This window comes from Micromonospora vinacea, assembly GCF_015751785.1.
Taxonomy (GTDB): Bacteria; Actinomycetota; Actinomycetes; order Mycobacteriales; family Micromonosporaceae; genus Micromonospora; species Micromonospora vinacea.
Genome location: NZ_JADOTY010000001.1, coordinates 4140131 through 4162062 on the forward strand (window position 1 = coordinate 4140131; position 21932 = coordinate 4162062).

15 protein-coding genes and 1 pseudogene are annotated in these 21932 nt (G+C 70.9%); 7 read left to right on the forward strand and 9 right to left on the reverse strand.

What is annotated here, in order from left to right:
- Positions 1 to 7: 7 nt before the first annotated feature.
- Positions 8 to 805: a peroxide stress protein YaaA gene (gene yaaA / locus IW249_RS19595; RefSeq protein ID WP_196922085.1), complete on the reverse strand. Its 798-nt coding sequence runs from the start codon at positions 803 to 805 to the stop codon at positions 8 to 10.
- Between the two features lie 65 nt (positions 806 to 870).
- Positions 871 to 2514, reverse strand: a complete 1644-nt coding sequence (locus IW249_RS19600) for an ArnT family glycosyltransferase (RefSeq protein WP_196922086.1) — start codon at positions 2512 to 2514, stop codon at positions 871 to 873.
- 173 nt (positions 2515 to 2687) lie between these two features.
- On the opposite strand from IW249_RS19600, the gene IW249_RS19605 reads away from it, so the two are divergent.
- On the forward strand, positions 2688 to 3728 hold the full coding sequence (locus tag IW249_RS19605; protein ID WP_196924861.1) for an App1 family protein phosphatidate phosphatase: 1041 nt from the start codon (positions 2688 to 2690) through the stop codon (positions 3726 to 3728).
- Positions 3729 to 3741: 13 nt separating this feature from the next.
- Here the strand turns inward: IW249_RS19605 and glgB are convergent, their stop codons facing one another.
- From glgB to IW249_RS19625, 4 genes are all read right to left on the reverse strand, one after another.
- Positions 3742 to 5844 carry a 1,4-alpha-glucan branching protein GlgB gene (gene glgB / locus IW249_RS19610; RefSeq protein WP_196922087.1) on the reverse strand — a complete coding sequence of 701 codons (2103 nt, stop codon included), beginning with the start codon at positions 5842 to 5844 and terminating at the stop codon, positions 3742 to 3744.
- A complete protein-coding gene (locus tag IW249_RS19615) occupies positions 5832 to 8072 on the reverse strand; it encodes an alpha-1,4-glucan--maltose-1-phosphate maltosyltransferase (RefSeq protein ID WP_307788640.1) in 2241 nt (746 codons plus the stop codon). Before IW249_RS19615 ends, glgB begins: the two co-directional genes overlap by 13 nt.
- Before the next feature lie 177 nt (positions 8073 to 8249).
- Positions 8250 to 9044, reverse strand: a complete 795-nt coding sequence (locus tag IW249_RS19620) for a hypothetical protein (protein WP_196922088.1) — start codon at positions 9042 to 9044, stop codon at positions 8250 to 8252.
- Positions 9045 to 9123: 79 nt separating this feature from the next.
- Positions 9124 to 10374 (reverse strand): HNH endonuclease signature motif containing protein, encoded by a 1251-nt coding sequence (locus IW249_RS19625; protein ID WP_196922089.1) that lies wholly within the window; start codon positions 10372 to 10374, stop codon positions 9124 to 9126.
- An 84-nt stretch (positions 10375 to 10458) separates the two neighbouring features.
- On the opposite strand from IW249_RS19625, the gene IW249_RS19630 reads away from it, so the two are divergent.
- Entirely contained in the window at positions 10459 to 11403 is a 945-nt protein-coding gene (locus tag IW249_RS19630) for an inositol-3-phosphate synthase (RefSeq protein ID WP_196922090.1), read from the forward strand.
- A 12-nt stretch (positions 11404 to 11415) separates the two neighbouring features.
- On the opposite strand, the gene glgA is transcribed toward IW249_RS19630, so the two are convergent.
- Positions 11416 to 12621 carry a glycogen synthase gene (gene glgA, locus IW249_RS19635; RefSeq protein ID WP_231392581.1) on the reverse strand — a complete coding sequence of 402 codons (1206 nt, stop codon included), beginning with the start codon at positions 12619 to 12621 and terminating at the stop codon, positions 11416 to 11418.
- Positions 12622 to 12693: 72 nt separating this feature from the next.
- On the opposite strand from glgA, the gene glgC reads away from it, so the two are divergent.
- Both glgC and pgm read left to right on the forward strand, forming a co-directional pair.
- Positions 12694 to 13926, forward strand: coding sequence for a glucose-1-phosphate adenylyltransferase (gene glgC / locus IW249_RS19640; RefSeq protein WP_091401467.1), 1233 nt, complete (start codon positions 12694 to 12696; stop codon positions 13924 to 13926).
- Positions 13927 to 13957: 31 nt separating this feature from the next.
- Entirely contained in the window at positions 13958 to 15601 is a 1644-nt protein-coding gene (gene pgm / locus IW249_RS19645; RefSeq protein WP_196922091.1) for a phosphoglucomutase (alpha-D-glucose-1,6-bisphosphate-dependent), read from the forward strand.
- 98 nt (positions 15602 to 15699) lie between these two features.
- Here pgm and IW249_RS19650 read toward each other — a convergent pair whose 3' ends face one another.
- Positions 15700 to 16611 carry an NAD(+)/NADH kinase gene (locus IW249_RS19650; protein ID WP_231393782.1) on the reverse strand — a complete coding sequence of 304 codons (912 nt, stop codon included), beginning with the start codon at positions 16609 to 16611 and terminating at the stop codon, positions 15700 to 15702.
- Positions 16612 to 16711: 100 nt separating this feature from the next.
- Positions 16712 to 17992: pseudogene (locus tag IW249_RS19655) on the reverse strand (zinc carboxypeptidase); the annotation flags it as partial.
- Positions 17993 to 18311: 319 nt separating this feature from the next.
- On the opposite strand from IW249_RS19655, the gene IW249_RS19660 reads away from it, so the two are divergent.
- The 3 genes from IW249_RS19660 to IW249_RS19670 are packed head-to-tail and all read left to right on the forward strand — an operon-like array spanning position 18312 to position 21923.
- A complete protein-coding gene (locus tag IW249_RS19660; protein WP_307788827.1) occupies positions 18312 to 19247 on the forward strand; it encodes an NAD-dependent epimerase/dehydratase family protein in 936 nt (311 codons plus the stop codon).
- An 18-nt stretch (positions 19248 to 19265) separates the two neighbouring features.
- Positions 19266 to 20735 (forward strand): lipopolysaccharide biosynthesis protein, encoded by a 1470-nt coding sequence (locus tag IW249_RS19665; protein WP_196922094.1) that lies wholly within the window; start codon positions 19266 to 19268, stop codon positions 20733 to 20735.
- A 3-nt stretch (positions 20736 to 20738) separates the two neighbouring features.
- Complete coding sequence (locus tag IW249_RS19670; protein ID WP_196922095.1) at positions 20739 to 21923, forward strand: glycosyltransferase family 4 protein; 1185 nt, start codon at positions 20739 to 20741, stop codon at positions 21921 to 21923.
- The last annotated feature ends 9 nt before the right edge of the window (positions 21924 to 21932 follow it).

Sequence of the window (21932 nt, forward strand, 5' to 3'; positions counted from 1 at the left end):
CGCGTCCCTACAGGTCGGTGACCACCAGATCCACCTGCCGCACCCTGCCCGCGGCGGTGGCCTGCTCCAGCACTGTGTGCTTCAACTCCCGCAGGGTGCCCACCAGCTCCGCGGCGGTGCGCGGCCGGGCGCCGGCGATGAGCAGGTCCCGGACCAGCCGCCCCTTGGTCGCCTTGTTGAAGTGGCTGACCACCGAGCGGACCGGCACGCCGTCGACCTCCCGCTCGTGCAGGACCCGCACGGCGACCGTCCGCTCGGCCAGCTCCCCGCGCGGCGTCCAGGTGGCCGCGTACGCGCCGGAGCGCAGGTCCAGCACCGGGCCGCGACCGGCGGCGCCGTCCACCGTCGGGGTCAGCTCCCTACGCCAGTACGTCGACAGCGCCCCGACGTCGGGCAGGCGGGCGCCGATCGGGCAGCGGTACGGCGGGATCCGGTCGGCCAACCGGACTGCGCCCCACAGCCCGGAGCTGATCAGGATCGACCGGCGGGCCGCCCGTTGCGCCGTGGCCGGCAACGAGGCCAGGTCCAGCGCCTCGTAGAGCACCCCGGTGTAGAGCCTCTCGGCCGGCGCGGTGGCCGCCTCCCGCAGTCGGGCGTTGCGCCGCAGCTCGCCCCGCTGGCCCTCGCTGAGGCCGAGCGCCGCCCGCGCGGCCTCCTCGTCCGGCCCGGCGCTCAGCGTCACCAGGGCGTCCAGCACCCGCTCGCGGGCCGGGTTCAACTCGGGCAGCGAGAGCCGGTCCGGGGCCCAGCGCCGTCCGGTGCCGGCGTCGGCCTTCCCCTCCGAGGGCGGCAGCAGGATGAGCATGGGTCTCCTCGACGGGCGAAACGGCGGCGCCCCTCGCGCCGGCCCGGCCAGCGTACGACCAGCCCCTACCGCCAGGGCCGCACCGGGGTCTCGGGGTGGTACACGCGATAGCCGCCGACCTCCCGCACCGGCGTGGCGTCGGCCCGGTCGGCGAGCAACCGGCGCAACCGCCGGTCCATCGGCGAGTCGGCCTCCACCACGTAGCCCGGCCGCTCGGCCCGCCCCACCTGCCGCCAGTACGGCCGGTAGCGGTTCTGCCCGGGGGACAGGTCGCCGTCGAGCACCCCGCAGACCACCGACTCGTCCGTGTTGAAGATCAACCGGTTGCAGGTCCAGTAGTCCCCGTACACCTCGTGGGGTCCGTCGGCGCGCAGCGCGGTGGCCAACTCCCGGGCCTGGCGCTCCTCGGTCCGCGACGCCGCGGTGCCGGTGGCCGCGAAGAGCACGGTGACCACCAGCGTGCTCACTGTCAGCGCCGCCAGCACGGCGGCGGACAGCGCGCCGGTGAACCGCCCCAGTGCGCTGCTGGTGCCCCGCCATGCGGTCAGCGCCGCCACCCAGAGCGGCCAGAGCACCGCCGGCAGCGACAGTTGCAGCACCGACAGGTACCGGGCGTTGTCCAGCGGACTGGTCGCGGCGAGCGGGCTGCGCACGTACGACAGCAGTGTCAACGCCGCGCCGGCGACCAGCGCGAGCTGCACGACCGGCCCGACCCGCTCCGCACGCAGCGCCCCGGCCCGTTCCCCACCCGGCGCCCCGGCGGCTCGACGGTACGCGAGCACCGCGAGTGCGGCGCCGGCCAGGAGCAGCAGCGGGTACAGCACGCCGAACCACTGTTGCCAGCGTCCGCAGCCGTCCACCGGGCAGAGCCCGTGCGCCAGCGGCACCCCCTCCAGCAGGCCGCCCCGGACCCGGTCGGACCACGGCGGTTGCGGCCCGGCCTTGGTGCTGACCTCCCGGAACACCGACAGTGAGTCCTCAGCGGGCCCGGCCCGCAGGTTGTCGACGATCATCGGGGCCACGCCGACGACCACCCCCGCCACCAGCAGCAGGCCGGCCCAGCCGAAGAGCTCCCGCCGCACCGCCCAGACCAGGGCCAGCCCGGCCACCGCGAGGTACGGCAGGATCAGCCAGTCCGACCAGACGGACAGCCCGACGAGCAGCCCGAACAGGCCGATCGCGAGCCGCCGGCGGTGGACGGTGCCGACGGCCAACCCCACGGTGATCAGCAGCATCAGCAGCACCGCCGGCTTCACCTCGGGCCGCCCACCGACGACGGTGAGCTGGTCGCGCACCACCCGCTCCGGGCCGAGCGCGAGCAGGCCCACCACGAAGGCGGCGAACCACGGGGTGCCGAGCCGGCGGGTCAACCGGTGGATCAGGTAGAGGAAGACCGCGTAGAGGGCGAGCATCGGCAGCCGCAGCACCGGCCAGCTCGGCCCGAACACCGCCACCAGGGGAGCGGCCAGGTACGACTCCAACATCCCCATGTAGTGCTGGCCGTAGAGGAAGACCGGGTGTTCCCGGCCCTGCCCGATGTGCAGGGCGGCGAGGCCGAAGGTCGCCTCGTCGCTGTTCGACACCGGCACCGTGAAGAGCGTCAGGACCAGCCGGTAGACGACACCGACGAGCCCGAACAGCAGCGCGACGAGCGCCGGCCGGTCGAGTCGCGGACGCCATCGCCCGCGGTGCTGCTCTGGATGCGACACGACCAACGCCCCCGTCGTCGTCCCGACCGGAGTGTTTCACGTTCGGCCGGGCCGCCGAGGCGGATCCGCGTAGCCGGGTCGGCCGGGATCGGCTCCGCGGTGGGCGGGTCGGATCGGCGCAGCCGAGGTTGGCTCGCGTGGCCGTGGCTGTCGACGTGTGGCAGGGTTGGCGCGTGCCACCCACTCCCGCCGGCCAACTGGCCGTTCCGAACCTGCACCGGGCTGCGCGGATCGAGGACGCCGTGCACCAGCTCGTCGAGCGCCGGCTGCGGCGCACCGGCTGGCGGGTCAACATCGTCGCGTACACCGGCTATGGCGCGCCGGGTTGGGTGCGGGTGATGTGCCGGGTGCTGCTGGGCCGTCCGGACACCCGCCAGCGGGGTCGACTGGACAAGGTCCGCGGCTGGCGCAGCTTCACCACGCTGCCGGCCAAGCACGTCACTGTGACCATCGAGGCCGGCGGGGTGTGCCACGAGACGCGGGCCGACCGCAGCGGCTTCGTCGACACGCTGGTCGAGGCGGACCTGCCGCCCGGTTGGGGCACGGTCCGGCTCAGCGTCCCGGACGCCGAGCCGGTCGACGCCCCGGTGCGCATCCTCGATCCGGACGTCAAGTTCGGCATCATCTCCGACATCGACGACACGGTGATGGTGACCGCGCTGCCCCGGCCGCTGCTCGCCGCCTGGAACACGTTCGTGCTCGACGAGCACGCCCGCGCGGCAGTGCCCGGCATGGCGGTGCTCTACGAGCGACTGGTCACCGCGCACCCCGGGGCGCCGGTCTTCTACCTCTCCACCGGTGCGTGGAACGTGGCGCCCACGCTGACCCGATTCCTGTCCCGGCACCTCTACCCGGCCGGGCCGCTGCTGCTCACCGACTGGGGTCCGACCGCCGACCGCTGGTTCCGCAGCGGCATGGAACACAAGCGGGTCACCCTGGCGCGGCTTGCCAAGGAGTTCCCCGACGTGCGCTGGCTGCTGGTCGGCGACGACGGCCAGCACGACCAGGAGATCTACCGGGAGTTCGCCGCCGCCCACCCGGAGAACGTCGCCGGGGTGGCGATCCGCCGACTCTCCCCGACCCAGTCGGTGCTGGCCGGCACCCTGCCCGCCCCGGCTGGCCGCCCGTCGTCGGGGCCGGTGGGGCAGAAGTGGCTGTCCGCCCCGGACGGCGCCGGCCTGTGGCAGTTGCTCCGCGACGCCGGCCTGGTCTGACCGGCCGGCGTCGTCAGCTTCGGCGGAGCCAGACGGCGCCGAGCGGCGGCACCTGAAGGGCCGCCGAGGCCACCATCCCGTGCCACGGCACGTCCTCGGCCCGCACCTCGCCCAGGTTGCCCACCCCCGACCCGCCGTAGTGGTGCGCGTCGGTGTTCAGCACCTCCTGCCATGTCCCGCCGGCCGGCAACCCGATCCGGTAGTCGTGCAGCGGCTGGGCGGAGAAGTTCGCCACGCAGACCAGCGTCGAGCCGTCCGGGGCGATCCGGACGAACGACACGGTGTTGTTGGCGACGTCGTCGCCGGCGATCCAGCGGAAGCCCGCCGGTTCGGTGTCCTGTGCCCAGAGCGCAGGGGTCTCCCGGTAGACCCGGTTGAGGTCACCGACGAGCCGTTGCACACCGGCGCGGGCCGGGTCGTGCAGCAGGTACCAGTCGAGGCCGCGCTCCTCGCTCCACTCTCGGTCGTCGGCCAGTTCGGCGCCCATGAAGAGCAGCTGCTTGCCGGGGTGCGCCCACATGTACGCCAGCAGCGCCCGGACGTTCGCCAGTCGCTGCCAGGTGTCGCCGGGCATCTTGCCGGCCAGCGAGCCCTTGCCGTGCACCACCTCGTCGTGGCTGATCGGCAGCACGTAGTTCTCGCTCCAGGCGTACGCCAGGGAGAAGGTGAGCTGGTGGTGGTGGTGCTGGCGGTAGATCGGGTCCTTCGAGGTGTAGAGCAGGGTGTCGTGCATCCAGCCCATGTTCCACTTGAAGCCGAAGCCCAGCCCGCCGTCGGCGGTGGGGCGGGTGACACCCGGCCAGGCGGTGGACTCCTCGGCGATCATGACGACGCCGGCGTGGTGCTTGTAGACGGTCGCGTTCACCTCCTGCATGAACGCGATGGCCTCCAGGTTCTCCCGGCCGCCGTACTTGTTCGGGGCCCACTCGCCGTGGTTGCGGGAGTAGTCCAGGTAGAGCATCGAGGCGACAGCGTCGACCCGCAGCCCGTCGACGTGGAACTGGTCGCACCAGTAGAGCGCGTTGGCGACCAGGAAGTTGCGGACCTCGTTGCGGCCGAAGTCGAAGACGTACGTGCCCCAGTCGGGGTGTTCGCCGCGCCGCGGGTCGGGGTGCTCGTAGAGCGGGGTGCCGTCGAAGCGCGCGAGGGCCCACTCGTCCTTGGGGAAGTGTGCTGGCACCCAGTCCAGGAGGACACCGATGCCGGCGGCGTGCAGCTGGTCGACGAGGTGGCGGAACTCGTCCGGGTCGCCGAACCGCGAGGTCGGCGCGTAGTAGCCGGTCACCTGGTAGCCCCAGGAGCCACCGAACGGGTGCTCCATCACCGGCAGGAACTCCACGTGCGTGAAGCCCAGCTCGGTGACGTACGCGGTGAGTTGCTCGGCCAGCTCGCGGTAGCCAAGCCCGGGCCGCCACGAGCCGAGGTGCACCTCGTAGACGCTCATCGGCTCCTGGTGCGGCTGCCGTTCGGCCCGCCGGGCCAGCCAGTCCGCGTCGTTCCACCGGTACGTCGAGTGGTGCACCACCGAGGCGGTGGCCGGCGGCACCTCCGCGTACGCCGCGAGGGGGTCGGCCTTGTCCCGCCACTGCCCGTCGGCGCCCAGCACCCGGTACTTGTAGCGGGCCCCGGCCCGTGCGTTGGGCACGAACAGCTCCCATACCCCGCTGGAGCCCAGCGACCGCATCGGCCAACCGTCGTCGGGGCCCCAGCCGGTGAAGTCGCCGACCACCCGCACCCCACGGGCGTTGGGCGCCCAGACGCTGAACGCCACGCCCTCGTCGAAGACCCGGGCACCGAGCGCCTCCCACAGTCGCTCGTGCCGGCCCTCGCGGATGAGGTGCAGGTCCAGCTCACCGAGGGTCGGCGGGTAGCGGTACGGGTCGTCGTGCGTGGTGCCGTCGACCTCCACCCGGTAGTCGAGCACGGTGCCGTCGACCTGGGCCTCGAAGACGCCCACGTCGTGCACCCGCTTCATCGGGTGCCGCTCGTCGCCGACGAGCAGCGCGACGTCGCCGGCGCCCCGGCGCATCGTGCGGATCGTCGTCGAGGAGTCGGCGGGGTGCGCGCCGAGCAGCGCGTGCGGGTCGTGCGTCGCACCGGAGATCAGCTGGTCCATCGGGCGTCCTTCGGAGCGGGAGCGGTCGGCGCGGTGGCGGACGGGCGGGTGGCCGCTCGGCGCGGCGGGGTCGGAACCGGGCCCGACCGGCGGGGCGGAGTCGGAACGGGAGCTGTCGACGCAGGAGGTGTCGGTGCAGGAGCTGTCGGTGCAGGAGCTGTCGGAACGGGAGGTGTCGGAACGGGGGCTGTCGGCGCGGTGCCGCCGGAGAGGTCGTCCGGCACCTCGGCGACGGTGAGGTCGGCCGGCTCGGCACCCGCCGGCTGCGGCTCGGTCGGCGGGGTCGGGCGACGCACTGTCAACACGTGCGCGGGTTGCAGGTACGGGTCGAGCCGCACCGCGTTGCGCTGACCCCAGTCGTAACTGGTGCCGGTCAGCTCGTCGTGCACAGTGAACCGTTCGTGCCAGTCGAAGCCGAGCGCCGGCATGTCGAGGGTGGTGTTGCCCCACTGAACGATGCGCGGGTCGAACGAGCAGATCACGATGACAGTGTTGCCGGTCTCCGGGTCGTGCTTCGACCAGCAGAGCAGCGCCGGGTTGTCGATCTCGTGGAAGCGCAGGTTCCGCAGCTGGTGCAGGGCCGGGTTGTCGTGGCGTACCCGGTTGAGGGTGGCCAGGAACGGCGCCAGCGAGCGGCCCTGCGCCTCGGCGCCGGCCCAGTCCCGGGGGCGCAGCTCGTACTTCTCGTTGTCCAGGTACTCCTCGGCACCGGGCCGGGCCACGTGCTCGAACAGCTCGTAACCGGCGTACAGGCCCCAGGAGGGGGAGAGCAGCGCGGCCAGCACCGCCCGGATCTTGAACATCGGCGGGCCGCCGTGCTGCAACGACTCGTGCAGGATGTCCGGGGTGTTCGGCCAGAAGTTCGGCCGCATGTAGTCGGCCGCCTCGATCAGCTCCTCGCAGTACGCCCGCATCTCGGCGGCCGTCGTGCGCCAGGTGAAATAGGTGTACGACTGGGTGAAGCCGATCTTGCCGAGGCCGTGCATGATGGCCGGCCGGGTGAATGCCTCGGCCAGGAACAGCACGTCCGGGTCGACCGCCTTCACCTCGGCGATCAGCCAGTGCCAGAAGTCGAACGGCTTGGTGTGCGGGTTGTCCACCCGGAAGATGCGGATGCCCTCGCCAACCCAGTGCAGCACCACCCGCAGCACCTCGGCCCGGATGCCCTCCGGGTCGTTGTCGAAGTTGACCGGGTAGATGTCCTGGTACTTCTTCGGCGGGTTCTCCGCGTACGCGATGCTGCCGTCGGCCCGGGTGGTGAACCACTCCGGGTGCTCGGTGACCCACGGGTGGTCCGGCGCGCACTGCAACGCCAGGTCCATCGCCACTTCCAGGCCCTGTGCCGCCGCCGCCTGGATGAAGGCCCGGAAGTCTGCCGGCGTACCCAGGTCTGGGTGGATCGTGTCGTGGCCGCCCTCGGCGGCGCCGATCGCCCACGGCGAGCCCACGTCGGTCGGCCCGGCGGTGAGCGCGTTGTTGCGGCCCTTGCGGTTGACCCGGCCGATCGGGTGGATCGGCGGCAGGTAGAGCACGTCGAAGCCCATCGCGGCGACCCCCGGCAGCCGCTCGGTGGCGGTCGCGAAGGTGCCGGACCGCCCGCCCGCCGCTCCTTCGGAGCGGGGGAAGAACTCGTACCAGGCCGAGTAGAGCGCCCGCTTGCGGTCAACCCAGATCGAGTACGTGTCACCGGCGGTGACCAGCTCCCGTACCGGGTGCTCCCAGAGCAGGTCGGCCAGGGCCAGCGCCGGGCCGACCCGCTGCGCCAGCGGCAGGTCGGTGTCGACGAGCGCGGTGAGCGCGTCGGCGACCCGGGGCCGGTCGGCGGTCGGGACGAGTTCCCGGGCGGCGGCGAGCACCCGCGCGCCCTCGGCCAGGTCGTTGGCCAGGTCCTCCGGCCCCTGCCCGGCGGCGATCTTCTTGGTCACCGCGTTCTGCCAGGTCAGGTACGGGTCCTGGAACGCCTCGACGGAGAAGGTCCACGAGCCGACGGCGTCCGGTGTGATGGTGGCGTGCCAGCGGTCCTGGCCGGGCTCACCGGGGCGCATCCGGGTGAACGGCCGGCTCGCGCCGTCCGGACCGGCCCACACCACGTTGCAGCCCAGCGCGTCGTGCCCCTCCCGGTAGGCGCGCGCCGACACCGGAACCGGCTCGTCGACCACCGCCTTGGCCGGGTATCGCCCGCACGAGACGACGGGGGAGACGTCTTCGATCGGGAACCGTCCAGTCACCCCGCCAACCTACTGCGCGAGATCCGTTCGCGCGCGGCCAAGTCCGCCGGTCCGCCCCACACCTGGGATCGCCCGCCAAGATCCGCGCACTTTCGGGGAAGCTGCTGCCTCAAGGCGTGGTCGACGCAGCAACTTCCCCGATGTTGTGCGCGTCTTGCTGGTGCAGGTGGGATGAGATCACCTGTAGCGCCTGCGGTCGGACGGCGGCCCCGCACCCCAGCCGGTGTTCGTCGCCCGCCAGGACGGCCAACCCTGTGGCCAGGTGTCGGGCCAGTTGCCGGCCGGCACGATCCGGGCGGGGCTGAGCACGTTCCGTGCGACCCGTTCGGCGACGCCGTCGATCGCCATCGGCGTCAGCGGCGCCCACCAGCCGAACCGTTCGAGCGCCCCGTCGACCACAGCCTGCGCCCGCTCCGGCGGGATGCCGGTGGCCGTGAGGAACCACCGCAGGGTGCTGTCGCACCATCCCGGCCAGCGGTGGTTGTCGACGACAGGAGCGGCGGCGAACGTCATCAGCTGCGCGACGGCGGCCTCCCAGGCGGCGACGACATCCGCCGCACCGGCGGCCCGCGTCGGATCGAGCGACGGCAGAATGTGGTCGAAACGCGCAGCCAGGCTCTCCAACCAGCGTCGCCAGGCCAGCAGCGAGTCGGCGACGAACGCCGGCGCGTCAGCCGGCGTCGGGGTGCGGTCGGTCACGAACCCCAACTGCTCCCTCTCCCAGGGCCCCCAGTGCCAGCGGTAGGCCCACGGGCCGTACCTGTCGGACAGGAGGACGCCGACGGACTCGACCCAGGCGAAGGCTTCCGATTCTCCGACCCACCCACGGTCGTGGAAGGCCGGCCGGGGAGGCGGCGGAGGGACCAGCGCCGGGACCGCCACCGACATCTCGACCGGGTCGAACGGGTGCCGCGCCGGATCGACGTCCGCCCACGTCGCGAGAGAACGTCTGTTCGGCCCGTCGTCCGCCATGGCTCAGCATCGTGGCAGCCGGCCATCAGGGCGTCGAGCGAATACCCGCGCCCCCCGCTTGTTGTTGCTCCGCCTTCGGCTATCTGCGTCGGTGGTACTGGTTACGGCGGGGGACCTGTTCGGGGTCGAGCCAGGCAGGTGGGATGAACTCGGGATGCCCGTCGTCGCCGAGTCGGACAGCCCAGTCGCTGTGGTGCAGGTGTCGATGGTGGTGGCCGCAGAGCAACACGGCGTTGGTCAAGCTGGTGCTGCCGCCGTCGGCCCAGTGCTGGATGTGGTGGGCGTCGCACCAGCGGGGCGGGCGGTCGCAGCCGGGGAACGCGCAGCCGCGGTCGCGCAGGACCAGGGCGCGGCGTAGTGGGCCGGTGATGAGCCGGCGTTGTCGGCCGATGTCGAGTGGTTGGCCGGCGCCGCCGAGCACGGCGGGCAGGATGGCGGCGTCGCAGGCGAGCCGACGCACGGCCTCGGCGCTGAGGTGCCTGCCGGTGTCGAGAGCGGCGGTACCCAGCTGTCGGGTCAGCTCGTCGTAGCCGGTGGTGACGACGACCTGGGCGAGGTCGCCGCCGTTCTCGGGCAGCTCCCCGGTACGCAGGGCGAGCCGGCACACGTCGGCCAGGGCGTCGTGGCGGCGTTGCCCCGGGGTGCGGGCGTCGTCGGGCCCGGTGGGCGTGGTGAGCGGGTCGATGGCGGCGCGCAACGCGGCGGCGGCTTCGGTGTCGAGGATGCCGGCGAGGCGTAGCCGGCCGTCGGACTGCTCGCTGATCGTGACGTGCCGGTCCCGGGCGGCCCGGGACTCCTGCGCCCGCAGCGCCGCCTCGGCGGCGGCCTGGGCGACGTCCGGGGCGACGTGGTCGAGGATACGGGTGCCGAGCCTGCGCAGCAGGGTGGCGTCGAACTGCGCCGCCCACTCGACGAGGACGCCGACGGCCTTGTCGGCAGCCTCCGTGCCGGCGGCGGTGTGGACGGTCTCGACCGTGGCGGCGATGACCCGGACCTGCTCCACGTCGACCACCCCGCCGGCCAATGCGTCCCGCACCCCGGGCGGCGCGGTGTCGAGCGTGGCGGCCAGCTCGACCAGACGACGGGCGGCACCGACCCCGAGGCGCAGCCGGTCGCGCAGCCACACCGCCGTCGAGGACGCGCCCTGCGCGGTCGCGGTGCCACGGCCGTCAAGCTCGCGCACCAGGGTCAGCTTGACTGCTGCCAAGCGCTGTTCCAGCCGATGCGTCGCATCCAATGCGGCCACGAGATCTCGCTCGGTGGCAGCCCAGGCGGCCGTCTCGAAGCAGGCTGCCACCGCAGCCTCTGCCTGCTCCAACGCATCGATCACCAGGAAATATTAGAACAGATGTACGACATCCTTCGGTGTCTGCGGGGGCGCATCACCGAGCTGAGAGTGACGTAGCCTCCCGCCATGATCGAACGTGTGAGAGTCGCGGTTGTTGGCGTCGGTAACAACACCTCGGCACTGGTGCAGGGGCTTGCCCTCTACGGCCAGAGCGGCAGTCTGGTCGGGATCCGCCGGCCAACGATCGACGGGCTCGGGGTGGGCGACATCGACGTGGTGGCCGCCTTCGCCACCTCCGAGGAGAAGATCGGTCGGGACCTGACCGAGGCAATCTTCCTGCCGCCCAACAACTTTCCTCGGCTGAACTGCGACCTGCCCAGAGCGGATGTGCCGGTCACGAAGGGCCTCGTCGACGCGAGCGAGGTGCCGCGGGTGGCAGCAGCGCTGGCCGGGGCGGAGGTGTTGCTCTACTCGGCGCCGAGTGGCCGGCCGGAGACCGCCCGGGCGTACGCCGTGGCAGCTCACACGGCGGGTGTCGCCTTCATCAACACCACCGCCGACCCGGTCGCCCGCGATCCACAACTGCTGGACCGCTTCGAGGCTGCCGGCCTGCCGTTGCTCGGCGACGACCTGGCGAGCCAGTTCGGCACCTCGGTGTTGCACAACGCGCTGCTGCGGCTCCTCGCGGAGCGGGGCCTCACCCTGGTCAGCTCCTACCAGGTCAATCTGGGCGGCACCGAGGACTTCCGCAACCTGGTCGAGAACCCCAACACCAAGAAGCAGTCCAAGCTCAACGCCCTGTCGGGGGCGGACAACGTGGAGGTGGCCCCGCTCGGATACCTGCCGCATCTCGCGTCGCAGAAGGTGGCTCACCTCAACCTCGAGGCGCAGGGTTGGGGTGGGACAGCGGTGAGCCTCGACGTGAAGCTGAAGGTGCACGACCCGAGCGGTGCCGCCGGCGTCAACATCGACCTCATCCGCATCGCGGCCAGCGCGCTACGGAACGGGCGTGGTGGCCACTCTGCCGAGGCGACCTCGTTGTTCAAGTCGCCGCCGGGGACGGCGATCTAACGTCCGTCTGCCTCAGGCCGCGCCGACGGAGCGGTAGACCTCCACTGTCTGCCGGGCGATGGCGTCCCAGGAGAAGTGCCGTACCGCGCGCTGCCGCCCGGCCAGGCCGAACCGCTCGGTGCGCGCCGGGTCGGCGAGCAGCGTGTTCATCGCGACCGCGAGGTCGGCCACGAAGCGGTCCGGGTCCAGTGGGGTGCCGGAGCCGTCAGTGGCCTGCTCGATCGGCACCAGCAGGCCGGTCTCGTCGTCGGCGACGACCTCGGGGATGCCGCCGGTCGCGGTCGCCACCACCGCCGTCTCGCAGGCCATCGCCTCCAGGTTGACGATGCCCATCGGTTCGTAGACCGACGGGCAGACGAAGACGGTGGCGTGCGTGAGCACCTGGATCACCTCGGGCTTGGGCAGCATCTCGGCGACCCAGACGACGCCGGAGCGGTTGGCCCGCAGCTCGGCGACCAGCTCCTCCACCTCGGCGGCGATCTCGGCGGTGTCCGGCGCGCCAGCGAGCAGGACGAGCTGGGTGTCCGCCGGCAACTCCCGGGCGGCCCGCAGCAGGTACGGCAACCCCTTCTGCCGGGTGATCCTGCCCACGTAGACCACGCTCGGGCGGGACGGGTCGACGCCGAGCCGGTCGAGCACGTCGGTGCCCTGATCCGGGGCGTACTGGATGGTGTCGATGCCGTTGTAGACCACCCGGACCCGGTCGGGGTCGATCTGCGGGTACGCGGTGAGCACATCGTTGCGCATCCCGCCGCTGACCGCGATGACCGCGTCGGCGGCCTCCATCGCGGTGCGCTCGATCCAGGAGGAGAGCGCGTAGCCGCCACCGAGCTGCTCCGCCTTCCACGGCCGCAGCGGCTCCAGGCTGTGCGCGGTCACCACGTGCGGCACCCCGTGCAGCAGCTTCGCGGTGTGGCCGGCCAGGTTCGCGTACCAGGTGTGGCTGTGCACCACGTCGGTGCCGGCCGCGCCGGCGGCCATCTCCAGGTCCACACCCATCGTGCGCAGCGCGGCGTTCGCGCCGGTCAGGCCGGGCGGTTCGGCGTACGCGGTGACGCCCGGCTCGGTGCGCGGCAGGCCGAAGCAGTGCACGCGCACGTCGGCGAGGCGGCGCAACTCCCGAGCCAGGTACTCCACGTGCACGCCCGCGCCGCCGTAGACCTCCGGTGGGTACTCGCGGGTGAGAAGGTCAACGCGCAGAGGGGTGCGTTCCGTCATGACCTCGCACCCTAGTGCAGAAGACTCCCCGTACGAGTGGTGAAGTGGGACGCGGGTGGATAGCGTCGGGGCATGGCTGCCAAGGTGCTCGCGATCGTCCTGGCGGGTGGGGAGGGCAAGCGCCTGATGCCACTCACCACGGATCGGGCCAAGCCGGCCGTCCCGTTCGGCGGGATGTACCGCATGGTCGACTTCGTCCTCTCCAACCTGGCCAACGCCGGCTATCTCAAGATCGTCGTGCTGACCCAGTACAAGTCCCACTCCCTCGACCGGCACATCACCAAGACCTGGCGGATGTCCACGCTGCTCGGCAACTACGTCACCCCGGTGCCCGCGCAGCAGCGTCGGGGCCCGTGGTGGTTCGCCGGCTCGGCCGACGCCATCTACCAGAGCTTCAACCTCATCAACGACGAGCAGCCCGACTACGTGATCGTCTTCGGCGCCGACCACATCTACCGGATGGATCCGCGGCAGATGGTGGAGGACCACATCGCCTCCGGTGCCGCGGTGACCGTCGCTGGGATCCGCCAGCCGCTGTCGATGGCCGACCAGTTCGGCGTCATCGAGGTCGGCGAGGACGGCAAGCGGATCCGGGCGTTCCGGGAGAAGCCCACCGACGCGGTCGGCCTGCCCGACGCGCCGGATGAGATCTACGCCTCGATGGGCAACTACGTCTTCACCACCCGGGCGCTCTGCGAGGCGGTCGAGCGCGACGCCGAAGACAAGTCCAGCAAGCACGACATGGGCGGCAGCATCATCCCGATGCTGGTGGAGCGCGGCGAGGCCAACGTATACGACTTCCGCGACAACGAGGTGCCGGGCAGCACCGACCGTGATCGCGGCTACTGGCGGGACGTGGGAACGCTCGACTCGTTCTACGACGCGCACATGGATCTGATCAACGTGCACCCCGTCTTCAACATGTACAACTTCGACTGGCCCATCTACACGGAGCAGCCGCCGTGGCCGCCGGCGAAGTTCGTCCACCAGTGGGGTGAGCGGGTCGGCCGGGCGGTCGGCTCGATGGTCTCCCCGGGTGTGGTGATCTCCGGCTCGCTGGTGGAGAACTCGATCGTCTCGCCGAAGGTGCGGGTGCACTCCTGGGCGCACGTCGAGGGCTCGGTGCTGATGGAGGGTGTGGAGATCGGCCGGCACGCTGTGGTCCGGCGGGCCATCCTGGACAAGAACGTGTTCGTCCCGGAGGGCGTCGAGATCGGCGTCGACCTGGAGAAGGACCGGCAGCGTTACACCGTCTCCGACAACGGCATCGTGGTGATCGGCAAGGGCCAGAAGGTCGTGCCGTGACCGACAGGTACTCCCCGAGGAGGTTCCCGCAGTGACCCACCCCCGTGCCGGCCAGCCCGCCGAGCCCGCCGACCTGGTCAACGTGCCGCGCCTGGTGACCGCCTACTACGCCGAGCATCCGGATCCCGCGGACCCGGCGCAGCAGGTCTCGTTCGGCACCTCCGGCCACCGCGGCTCCAGCCTGCGCAACGCCTTCAACTCCGACCACATCCTGGCGGTCACCCAGGCGCTCTGCGACTACCGGCGCGAGCAGGGGCTGGACGGGCCGCTCTTCCTCGCCCGGGACACCCACGCGCTCTCCGCGCCGGCCGCTGTGGATGCCCTGGAGGTGCTCGCCGCCAACGGGGTCACCGTGCTGGTGGACAGCCGCGACGGCTACACCCCGACCCCGGCGCTGTCGCACGCGATCCTCACCCACAACCGGGGGCGGACCAGCGGGCTCGCCGACGGCATCGTGATCACCCCGTCGCACAACCCGCCCGACGACGGCGGTTTCAAGTACAACCCCACCAACGGCGGGCCGGCGGACACCGACGTGACCCGGTGGATCCAGGACCGGGCCAACACCATCCTCGCCGCCGGGCTCAAGGAGGTCCGCCGGATCACCTACGCGCGGGCGCGGGCCGCCGACACCACCGGGGAGTACGACTTCCTCGCCAACTACGTCGACGACCTGCCGGCGGCGATCGACATCGACGCCATCCGCGACGCGGGGATCCGGATCGGCGCGGACCCGCTGGGCGGCGCGAGCGTGGCGTACTGGGGTGAGATCGCCGAGCGGCACCGTCTGGACCTGACCGTGGTCAACCCCACTGTCGACCCGACCTGGCGGTTCATGACCCTGGACGGCGACGGCAAGATCCGGATGGACTGCTCCTCGCCGAACGCGATGGCGTCGCTGATCGCCGCGCGGGCCGACTACCAGATATCCACGGGCAACGACGCCGACGCCGACCGGCACGGCATCGTCACCCCGGACGCCGGGCTGATGAACCCCAACCACTACCTGGCGGTGGCGATTCGTCACCTGTTCCGCACCCGCACCGAGTGGGGGCCGGCCGCCGCGGTGGGCAAGACCCTGGTCTCCTCGTCGATGATCGACCGGGTCGCCGCCGACCTGGGCCGGCCGCTGTTGGAGGTGCCGGTCGGCTTCAAGTGGTTCGTGCCCGGCCTGCTGGACGGCGCGGTCGGCTTCGGTGGCGAGGAGAGCGCCGGGGCGTCGTTCCTGCGCCGTGACGGCTCGACCTGGACCACCGACAAGGACGGCCTGCTGCTCTGCCTGCTCGCCGCCGAGATCCAGGCCACCACCGGGCGCAGCCCGAGCGAGCACTGGGCGGAGCTGGCCGAGCGTTTCGGCGCCCCCGCGTACGCCCGGATCGACGCCCCGGCCACCCGGGAGCAGAAGGCAGTGCTCGGCAAGCTCTCCCCGGAGCAGGTCACCGCCACCGAGCTCGCCGGTGAGCCGATCACCGCGACGCTGACCACCGCCCCCGGCAACGGCGCACCGATCGGCGGCCTGAAGGTCACCACCGAGTCCGGCTGGTTCGCCGCCCGCCCGTCCGGCACCGAGGACGTCTACAAGATCTACGCCGAGTCCTTCCAGGGCCCCGACCACCTCAAGAAGATCCAAGAAGAAGCCAAGAACCTGGTGGACTCGGTCCTGGCTCAGGCCTGAGCCCTCTCGTCCAGAAAGTTGATCAAGAGGTTTGCGTCATGACACGCCACGCGGCGTAACGCAACCCTCTTGATCAACCGGGTGAAGGGTGGGGTGGGTTAGCAGGGTGGGGGGATTTCTTGTTGGGTGCGTCGGCGTAGTTCCTCGGGGAGCAGTTCGCGGAGCTGCTCGGGGAGGAACGGCAGGTCGAGCAGGGTCATCTTCAACTGGTTGCGCTCCTGGTAGCGCAGCGGGTCAAAACGGACCACCAGGCCGGCGTTGCGGCGGTACGTGATGTCCACGGCCCCCTCCGTCGCCGCGTCGCGGAACACCAGCCCGTCCATCTCCACCACGACCGGCGACGAGTCGGGTCGGAGCTCCAGCCGGATCTTCTCGTCCGGCGAGAGCACCACGGACCGGGAGATGCCGGCCATCGGCGCCGACGGCGTGATCACCACCGAGTCGGCGGCGGGGGAGATCAGTGGACCACCGGCGGCGTAGCTGTACGCCGTCGAGCCGATCGGGGTGCTGACCACCACGGCGTCACTGCGGTAGTAGCCGTACTGCTGGCCGTCGATGGCGAGGGTGACGCTGACGAAGCCGGAGCCGGGCTGGCGCACCAGCGCGATGTCGTTGAACGCCACCACGTCGTCGCCACACACGTCGCAGGCGAGGCAGGCGTGCGACTCGATGGTGAACTCCTTCGACAGCAACCGGCTCAGCGCGTCGGGCAGCTCCGGCGGCTCGATCTCGACGAGAAACCCCAGATGACCCAGGTGTACGCCGAGCACCGGCTTCGGGTCGAGGACGGCGGAGCGCAGCGCACCCAACATGGTGCCGTCGCCGCCGACGCTGATCAGGGCGTCGGCGCGGGCCGCCACCTCGTCCGCCGGCACCGGCACGATGCAGGACGAGACGCGATGCTGGTCCTCCTCGCGCACCATCAGCGTCTTGTGGTGACGCTTCGCCCACCGTTCGATGATGCTGACCACCTCGGTGACATCCCGGGTGGGGTGCAGCACAAGTCCCAGCCCCGACACCCGTACAGCTCACCACATCGGCGGTGACCGTACCCGGCGTACACCGAAGGTGCGCCGACGGTCTGCGGACCGTCGGCGCACCTCGCCGCCATCAGGGGCGGGGCTGCCCGGTGAGGTGGGGTCAGCGAGCGGGCGACCAGGTCATCGCGAGCCGCCGGAGGCAGACACTCCAACCCGAAGCCCAGGTACACGGTGTCCCCGGTGACCACCACCGAGCACTCCTCGAGCGCCTGCTGGCCACGCGACCAGTCGTTGGCGTTGCCAGCGGAGCCGGGCGGTGGGCCGGCCACCGTCCAGCCACCCAGGTCGGCCGACCCGAACGAGGTCTCCGCCACTGTCGACCCGTCAACCAGCACCCGGGCGTCGTCCAGGAAGACGCCGAGACCCTGGGTGCTCCAGTCCGAGGCGTACGTGATCGACACCTCGACCTGCTTACCGGCGTAGCCCGACAGGTCGACCACGAACTCCTTCCCGCCTCCCGACGACCCGGTCGCCGCGTTCCAGCTGCCGGTGTTCCCGGCGGGGGAGCAGTCCGCGCCCTGGTAGTGCGCGAGGAACGGGTGCAACTGCTCCACCCAACCCTCGGCGCAGCTGTCCCCGGTGACCGTGCTGGTCTTGTCGTTGGCGTCCGGCAGGGTCGTCCAGTCGTCGCTACGCACCTCGTGCGCCTCGACGAACATGAAGTCCCAGTCCTGCTCGATCTCGTAGGAGGTGAAGAAGCGCAACTCTGAGCTGCTCGCCCCGGTGAGGTCCACCGTGCGCGTGAGCCGCTTGTACGACTCGTCGGTCTGCCCGCTGTACAGGTACCACTCACCCGTCCGCGGATCGAACGGCGCGCGCCGCCCGGTCGGGCCCAGCCCACCAGCGCGGACCTGGCGAACTGCGGGAACTCGTCCGGCGGCAGGAAACTCGACGTGGTCAGGAGCGACCCGGTGTGCGCCTGGTTCTCCGCCGAGCCGGAAGCGTTCAACTGCCCGTCGAAGCCGGTGAACGGCGCGTCGGTCCCGGCGACCGGGAACGGCTTTCCCTCCGGGCCGGCTCCGCCGTCGCTGACGTAGGTGTGCGCGCCCAGCCAGTACTGCTGGAAGTCGTTCAACAGCGGCAGACAGCTGGCGGCCACGGCGTCGGTGCACTCCGGTGGCGCGTCCGGGTGATAGACGTACGACCCGTTGGCGCCCTGCGCGAACAACGCGTACTGGCCGCTGACCAGCAGTTTGCCGCCCTCGTTCAGGTAGTCCCGAACGGCCAGTTCGGTCTCCAGTGCCGCCCCGGCCGTCGTGCCGGCCACCTGACCGGGGGAGCGCAGGATCACGTCGTCGCCGGTCTCCCAGACCACCGCCTCGTAATGCGAAAGCACGCTGAGCGGGTGCGGCCACGTCGGCGATCGCCAGTCGTCTCGGTCTCATCGCGCCTCTTGGGTGAAGGACCTGTAGGCGCGAGCCTTCGGCGTGGCGTGATCGATGTCAAACGGTCGATGGGTTGCAAGGCGTCTGAACGTATTGGTGTGACTGCGGCGAGCGACCGCGGGTGGAGGCGTGAATCGGCGAGCGCTTATCCCCGTTTGCGTAACTTGACCGAATCCGTGTCGTTGAGTGGGCAGATGGCGACGGGGCCGCCGACGCGTGTGCGCGCACAGGCCCGAGGGCCTGAGGCTCACGACATGGCTAGCCCAAGGAGAACCGTTGAAGGTTGTGGTAACCGGGGGAGCGGGCTTCATCGGCTCCAACCTGGTACGTGCGCTCGTCGACACTCCGCAGGTCGACGAGGTCGTGGCCGTGGATGATCTCTCCACGGGCTCGCTCGACAATCTGCTTGACGTTCCCGTGCGGCTGGTGGCCGGCACGATCCTGGATCCGGAGGTGCTCGACGACGCCCTCTCCGGTGCCGCGAGCGTGGTCCACCTCGGCGCTCTCGGTTCCGTGCCGCGCTCGATCGACGATCCACTGCGCAGCCACCACGCCAACGCCACCGGGACTCTCACCGTGCTGGAGGCGGTTCGGCGGCACCAGGTGCCCCAGGTTCTACTCGCCTCGTCGTCGTCGGTCTACGGCGCGAACCCGGTCCTGCCCAGGCAGGAGGGTCTGCGGCCGATGCCGGTGAGCCCGTACGCGGTGTCGAAGTTGGCGACCGAGGCGTACGCCATCGCGTACGCCTCCTGCTTCGGCATGAAGGTGTTGCCATTCCGATTCTTCAACGTCTACGGGCCGCGCCAGGCGGCCGATCACGCGTACGCCGCGGTGGTGCCACGCTTCGTCCGAGCAGCTCTCGACGGTAGTCCGCTGCAGGTGCACGGAGATGGCACGCAGACGCGCGACTTCACCTACGTCGGCAGCGTCACCTCGGTGATCGTCGACGCGATCCTCCGCGGTGTGTCGTCACCGGACGTGGTCAACCTCGCCTTCGGTGCGCGGATCTCGCTGCTGGAGCTCATCGGGGAGTTGGAATCGGTGCTGGGGCGTCGGCTGGAGGTCGTGTGCGGCCCGTCCCGGGCCGGTGACGTGCACGACTCGCAGGCCGACTCTTCCCGCCTGCAGGAACTGTTTCCTGAGTTTCGTCGCTTCCCGCTGCGTGTCGGCTTGGAGGCCACCGTCAGTTGGATGTCCGGCCGCGTGCCTGCGGGCCGCTGACCTCGGCTCGGGCCCCGCATGCACCGTGCCGCGCAGGACGCTGGCCAGGGGCCCGATGTCGACGATCGGATCGTCCAGGCCGTCGCGCCGCAGGACTCGGACCGGATCCGCAGCCGCCGACTCATCTCCGGAATAGGTACCGCCGTTTTGAGCCGGGGCACCAATGTTCTCGTGCCGCTCCTGCTCATTCCGGCCACGCTGTCGTACCTGGGCACCGACCGCTATGGCCTGTGGATGGCGGTGACCGCGCTCACCGGCATGGTCGCCTTCGCCGACCTCGGCCTGGGCAACGGTCTGATGACGAAGCTGGCACCGTGCCTCGCGGCCGGTGACATCGAGCGGGCCCGCCGCTACGTGTCCAGCGCGTACCTGGTGTTGGGGGGCACCGCGGGGGCGATCACCGCCCTGCTCTGGCTGTTGGGTGGTCGCGTTCCGTGGGATGCCGTGTTCAACGTGACCGGTGCGGTGAGCCCGGCGGAGGCGCGCTCGATCTCCCTGATCTGCCTGACCGCATTCGTGGTGAACGTTCCACTGTCGTTGGTGAATCGAGTGCAGTACGCCCGCCAGCAGGTGGGCCTGAGCAACATCTGGCAGGGCGTCGGCGCCGGGCTTGCGCTGCCGTTCGCGCTCGCGGCGATCGCGGCCGGGATGTCGGCGACGGTGGTGGTCGCCGCCACTGTCGTCGGCCCGGTGCTGGTGAACGTCGTGAACACGGTGTGGACCTTCGGTTGGCGGGTGCCTGAACTCGCTCCGTGGGCCGGCAGGGCCACCGGGAGGCTCACCCGGGAACTCCTTGGCCTGGGCGGGTTGTTCTTCGTGCTGACGATCGTGATGTCAATGGCGACGAATGCGGACACGTTGATCATCGCGCACCGCCTCGGTCTCGAGAGCGTGACCGAGTACGCGGTTCCGGCCCGTTTCGTCACCCAGCTCGGCCTGCTTGTGACGCTGGTCAACGTCCCCCTGTGGGCGATGAACGGAGACTCCCTGGCTCGCGGCGAGGTGGAATGGGTCCGGCGCACCGCCCGCCGGATGACATACGTCTCCGTGTGCTGCGCACTCGTGCCGACCGCAGGTCTCGTTCTCGTGGGCGACCGACTCTTCTTCCGTTGGCTGGGCGTGCCGATCGGGCAGGACCGGTGGTTGTTGATCGGCCTGGCCGCATGGCTGGTCATGCTCGCCGCCATCTCACCCCGGTTCATGGTGCAGAACGCGGCAGGCGTGGTGCGACCACAACTGCTGGGTTGGGGGCTCTACCTGGTGCTGTCGGTCGTCGCGAAGTGGTACGGCGTCGGGTGGTACGGGATCTCAGTCGTCCCGTACATCGGCGTCGGCTGCTACCTGCTGACCGTGCTGCCGGCCGCACTCTACGGCTACCGCAGGGCGCTTCTGCTGCACAGCCCAGCGGGAGCTCACCGGTCGAACGATCGACACGACGAGAAAGGCCGACTCGATGATCATGAAGCGCCGCTCCAGGTCCACGGGTGACCGATGATCCGGCGGAAGGGCTGGATCGCCTACACGGGCCCGTTCTCCTTTCCCTGGGGGCAGGCGGGATCGCGACGGGTCAACGGCATGGCCTGCACGCTGGCCGCGGGCGGTCACGACGTCGTGGTCGTCAGCGGCGCCGGCGGACCCGCTCAGCCAGCCCGGCTCGACGGGGTGGATGGGCCGGGCTCGGTCTCGTACGTCGGACTGGACGAAGAACCCGCGTCGGCCGGCCGTACCTTCAGCGACGCGGCTCAGGCGTTCCTGCGCCGCGGCCGCCGCATCACCCAGTGGCTGGACGCGCAGCCGACGAAACCGTCTCACGTCTTCGTCTACGGGGGTGGTGCGCAGTACATGCTGCACCTGCGGCGATGGTGCCAACGGCACAAGGTTCCGCTGATTCCGGACATCGTGGAGTGGTACAGCCTGAGTCAACTGCGGGCCTCATACATCGGACCAACGCACCTGAGCTCGAAGGTCGCCCTGCGCTACCACTACCCCCGCTGCGACGGGGTGATAGCGATCAGCTCCTTCCTCGAAGAGCACTACCGATGCCGTGGGGTGCCGGTGCTGAGGGTCCCACCGACGCTCGACGTCGAGGGCCTGACCATCGGCGAGCGGCAGGTCGACGACTCGCTCGACCTGAGCCTGGTCTACGCCGGGACGCCGGGGCGTAAGGATCTGTTGGCGGCCATCGTCCAGGCCGTCGACCGGGTGGACAGCAAGGGGGTACGGATCCGCCTCCGCGTGCTCGGGCCGAGCGTGGCGCAGGTCCGGGAACTGCTCGGCGGACCGGTGCCCACCAGCACCGAAGTCCTCGGCCGCCTCGCACAGCAGGAGGTGCCCGCAGAGATCAGGCGGGCCGACTTCAGCGTGCTGATGCGTCGTCCGGCCAGATTCTCCGAGGCCGGATTCCCCACCAAGTTCTGTGAGAGCTTGGCCAACGGCACCCCGGTCATCGCCAACCTGACCAGCGATCTCGGCAGCTATCTGCGTACTGGCCAGGAAGGTATCGTCTGCGCGGACTACTCGGTCGAAAACCTGACCGAGGTCCTGTTGGCAGCGGCACGGATCGCTCCCGGCGAGCGTGGCCGGATGCGGCGGGCGGCGCGGGAGCGTGCATTGCGCTCCTTCGACTACCGGGCCTACGCCGAGCCGATGAACGCCTTCCTGCAAGCGGTGCGCTGAACCGGCCGA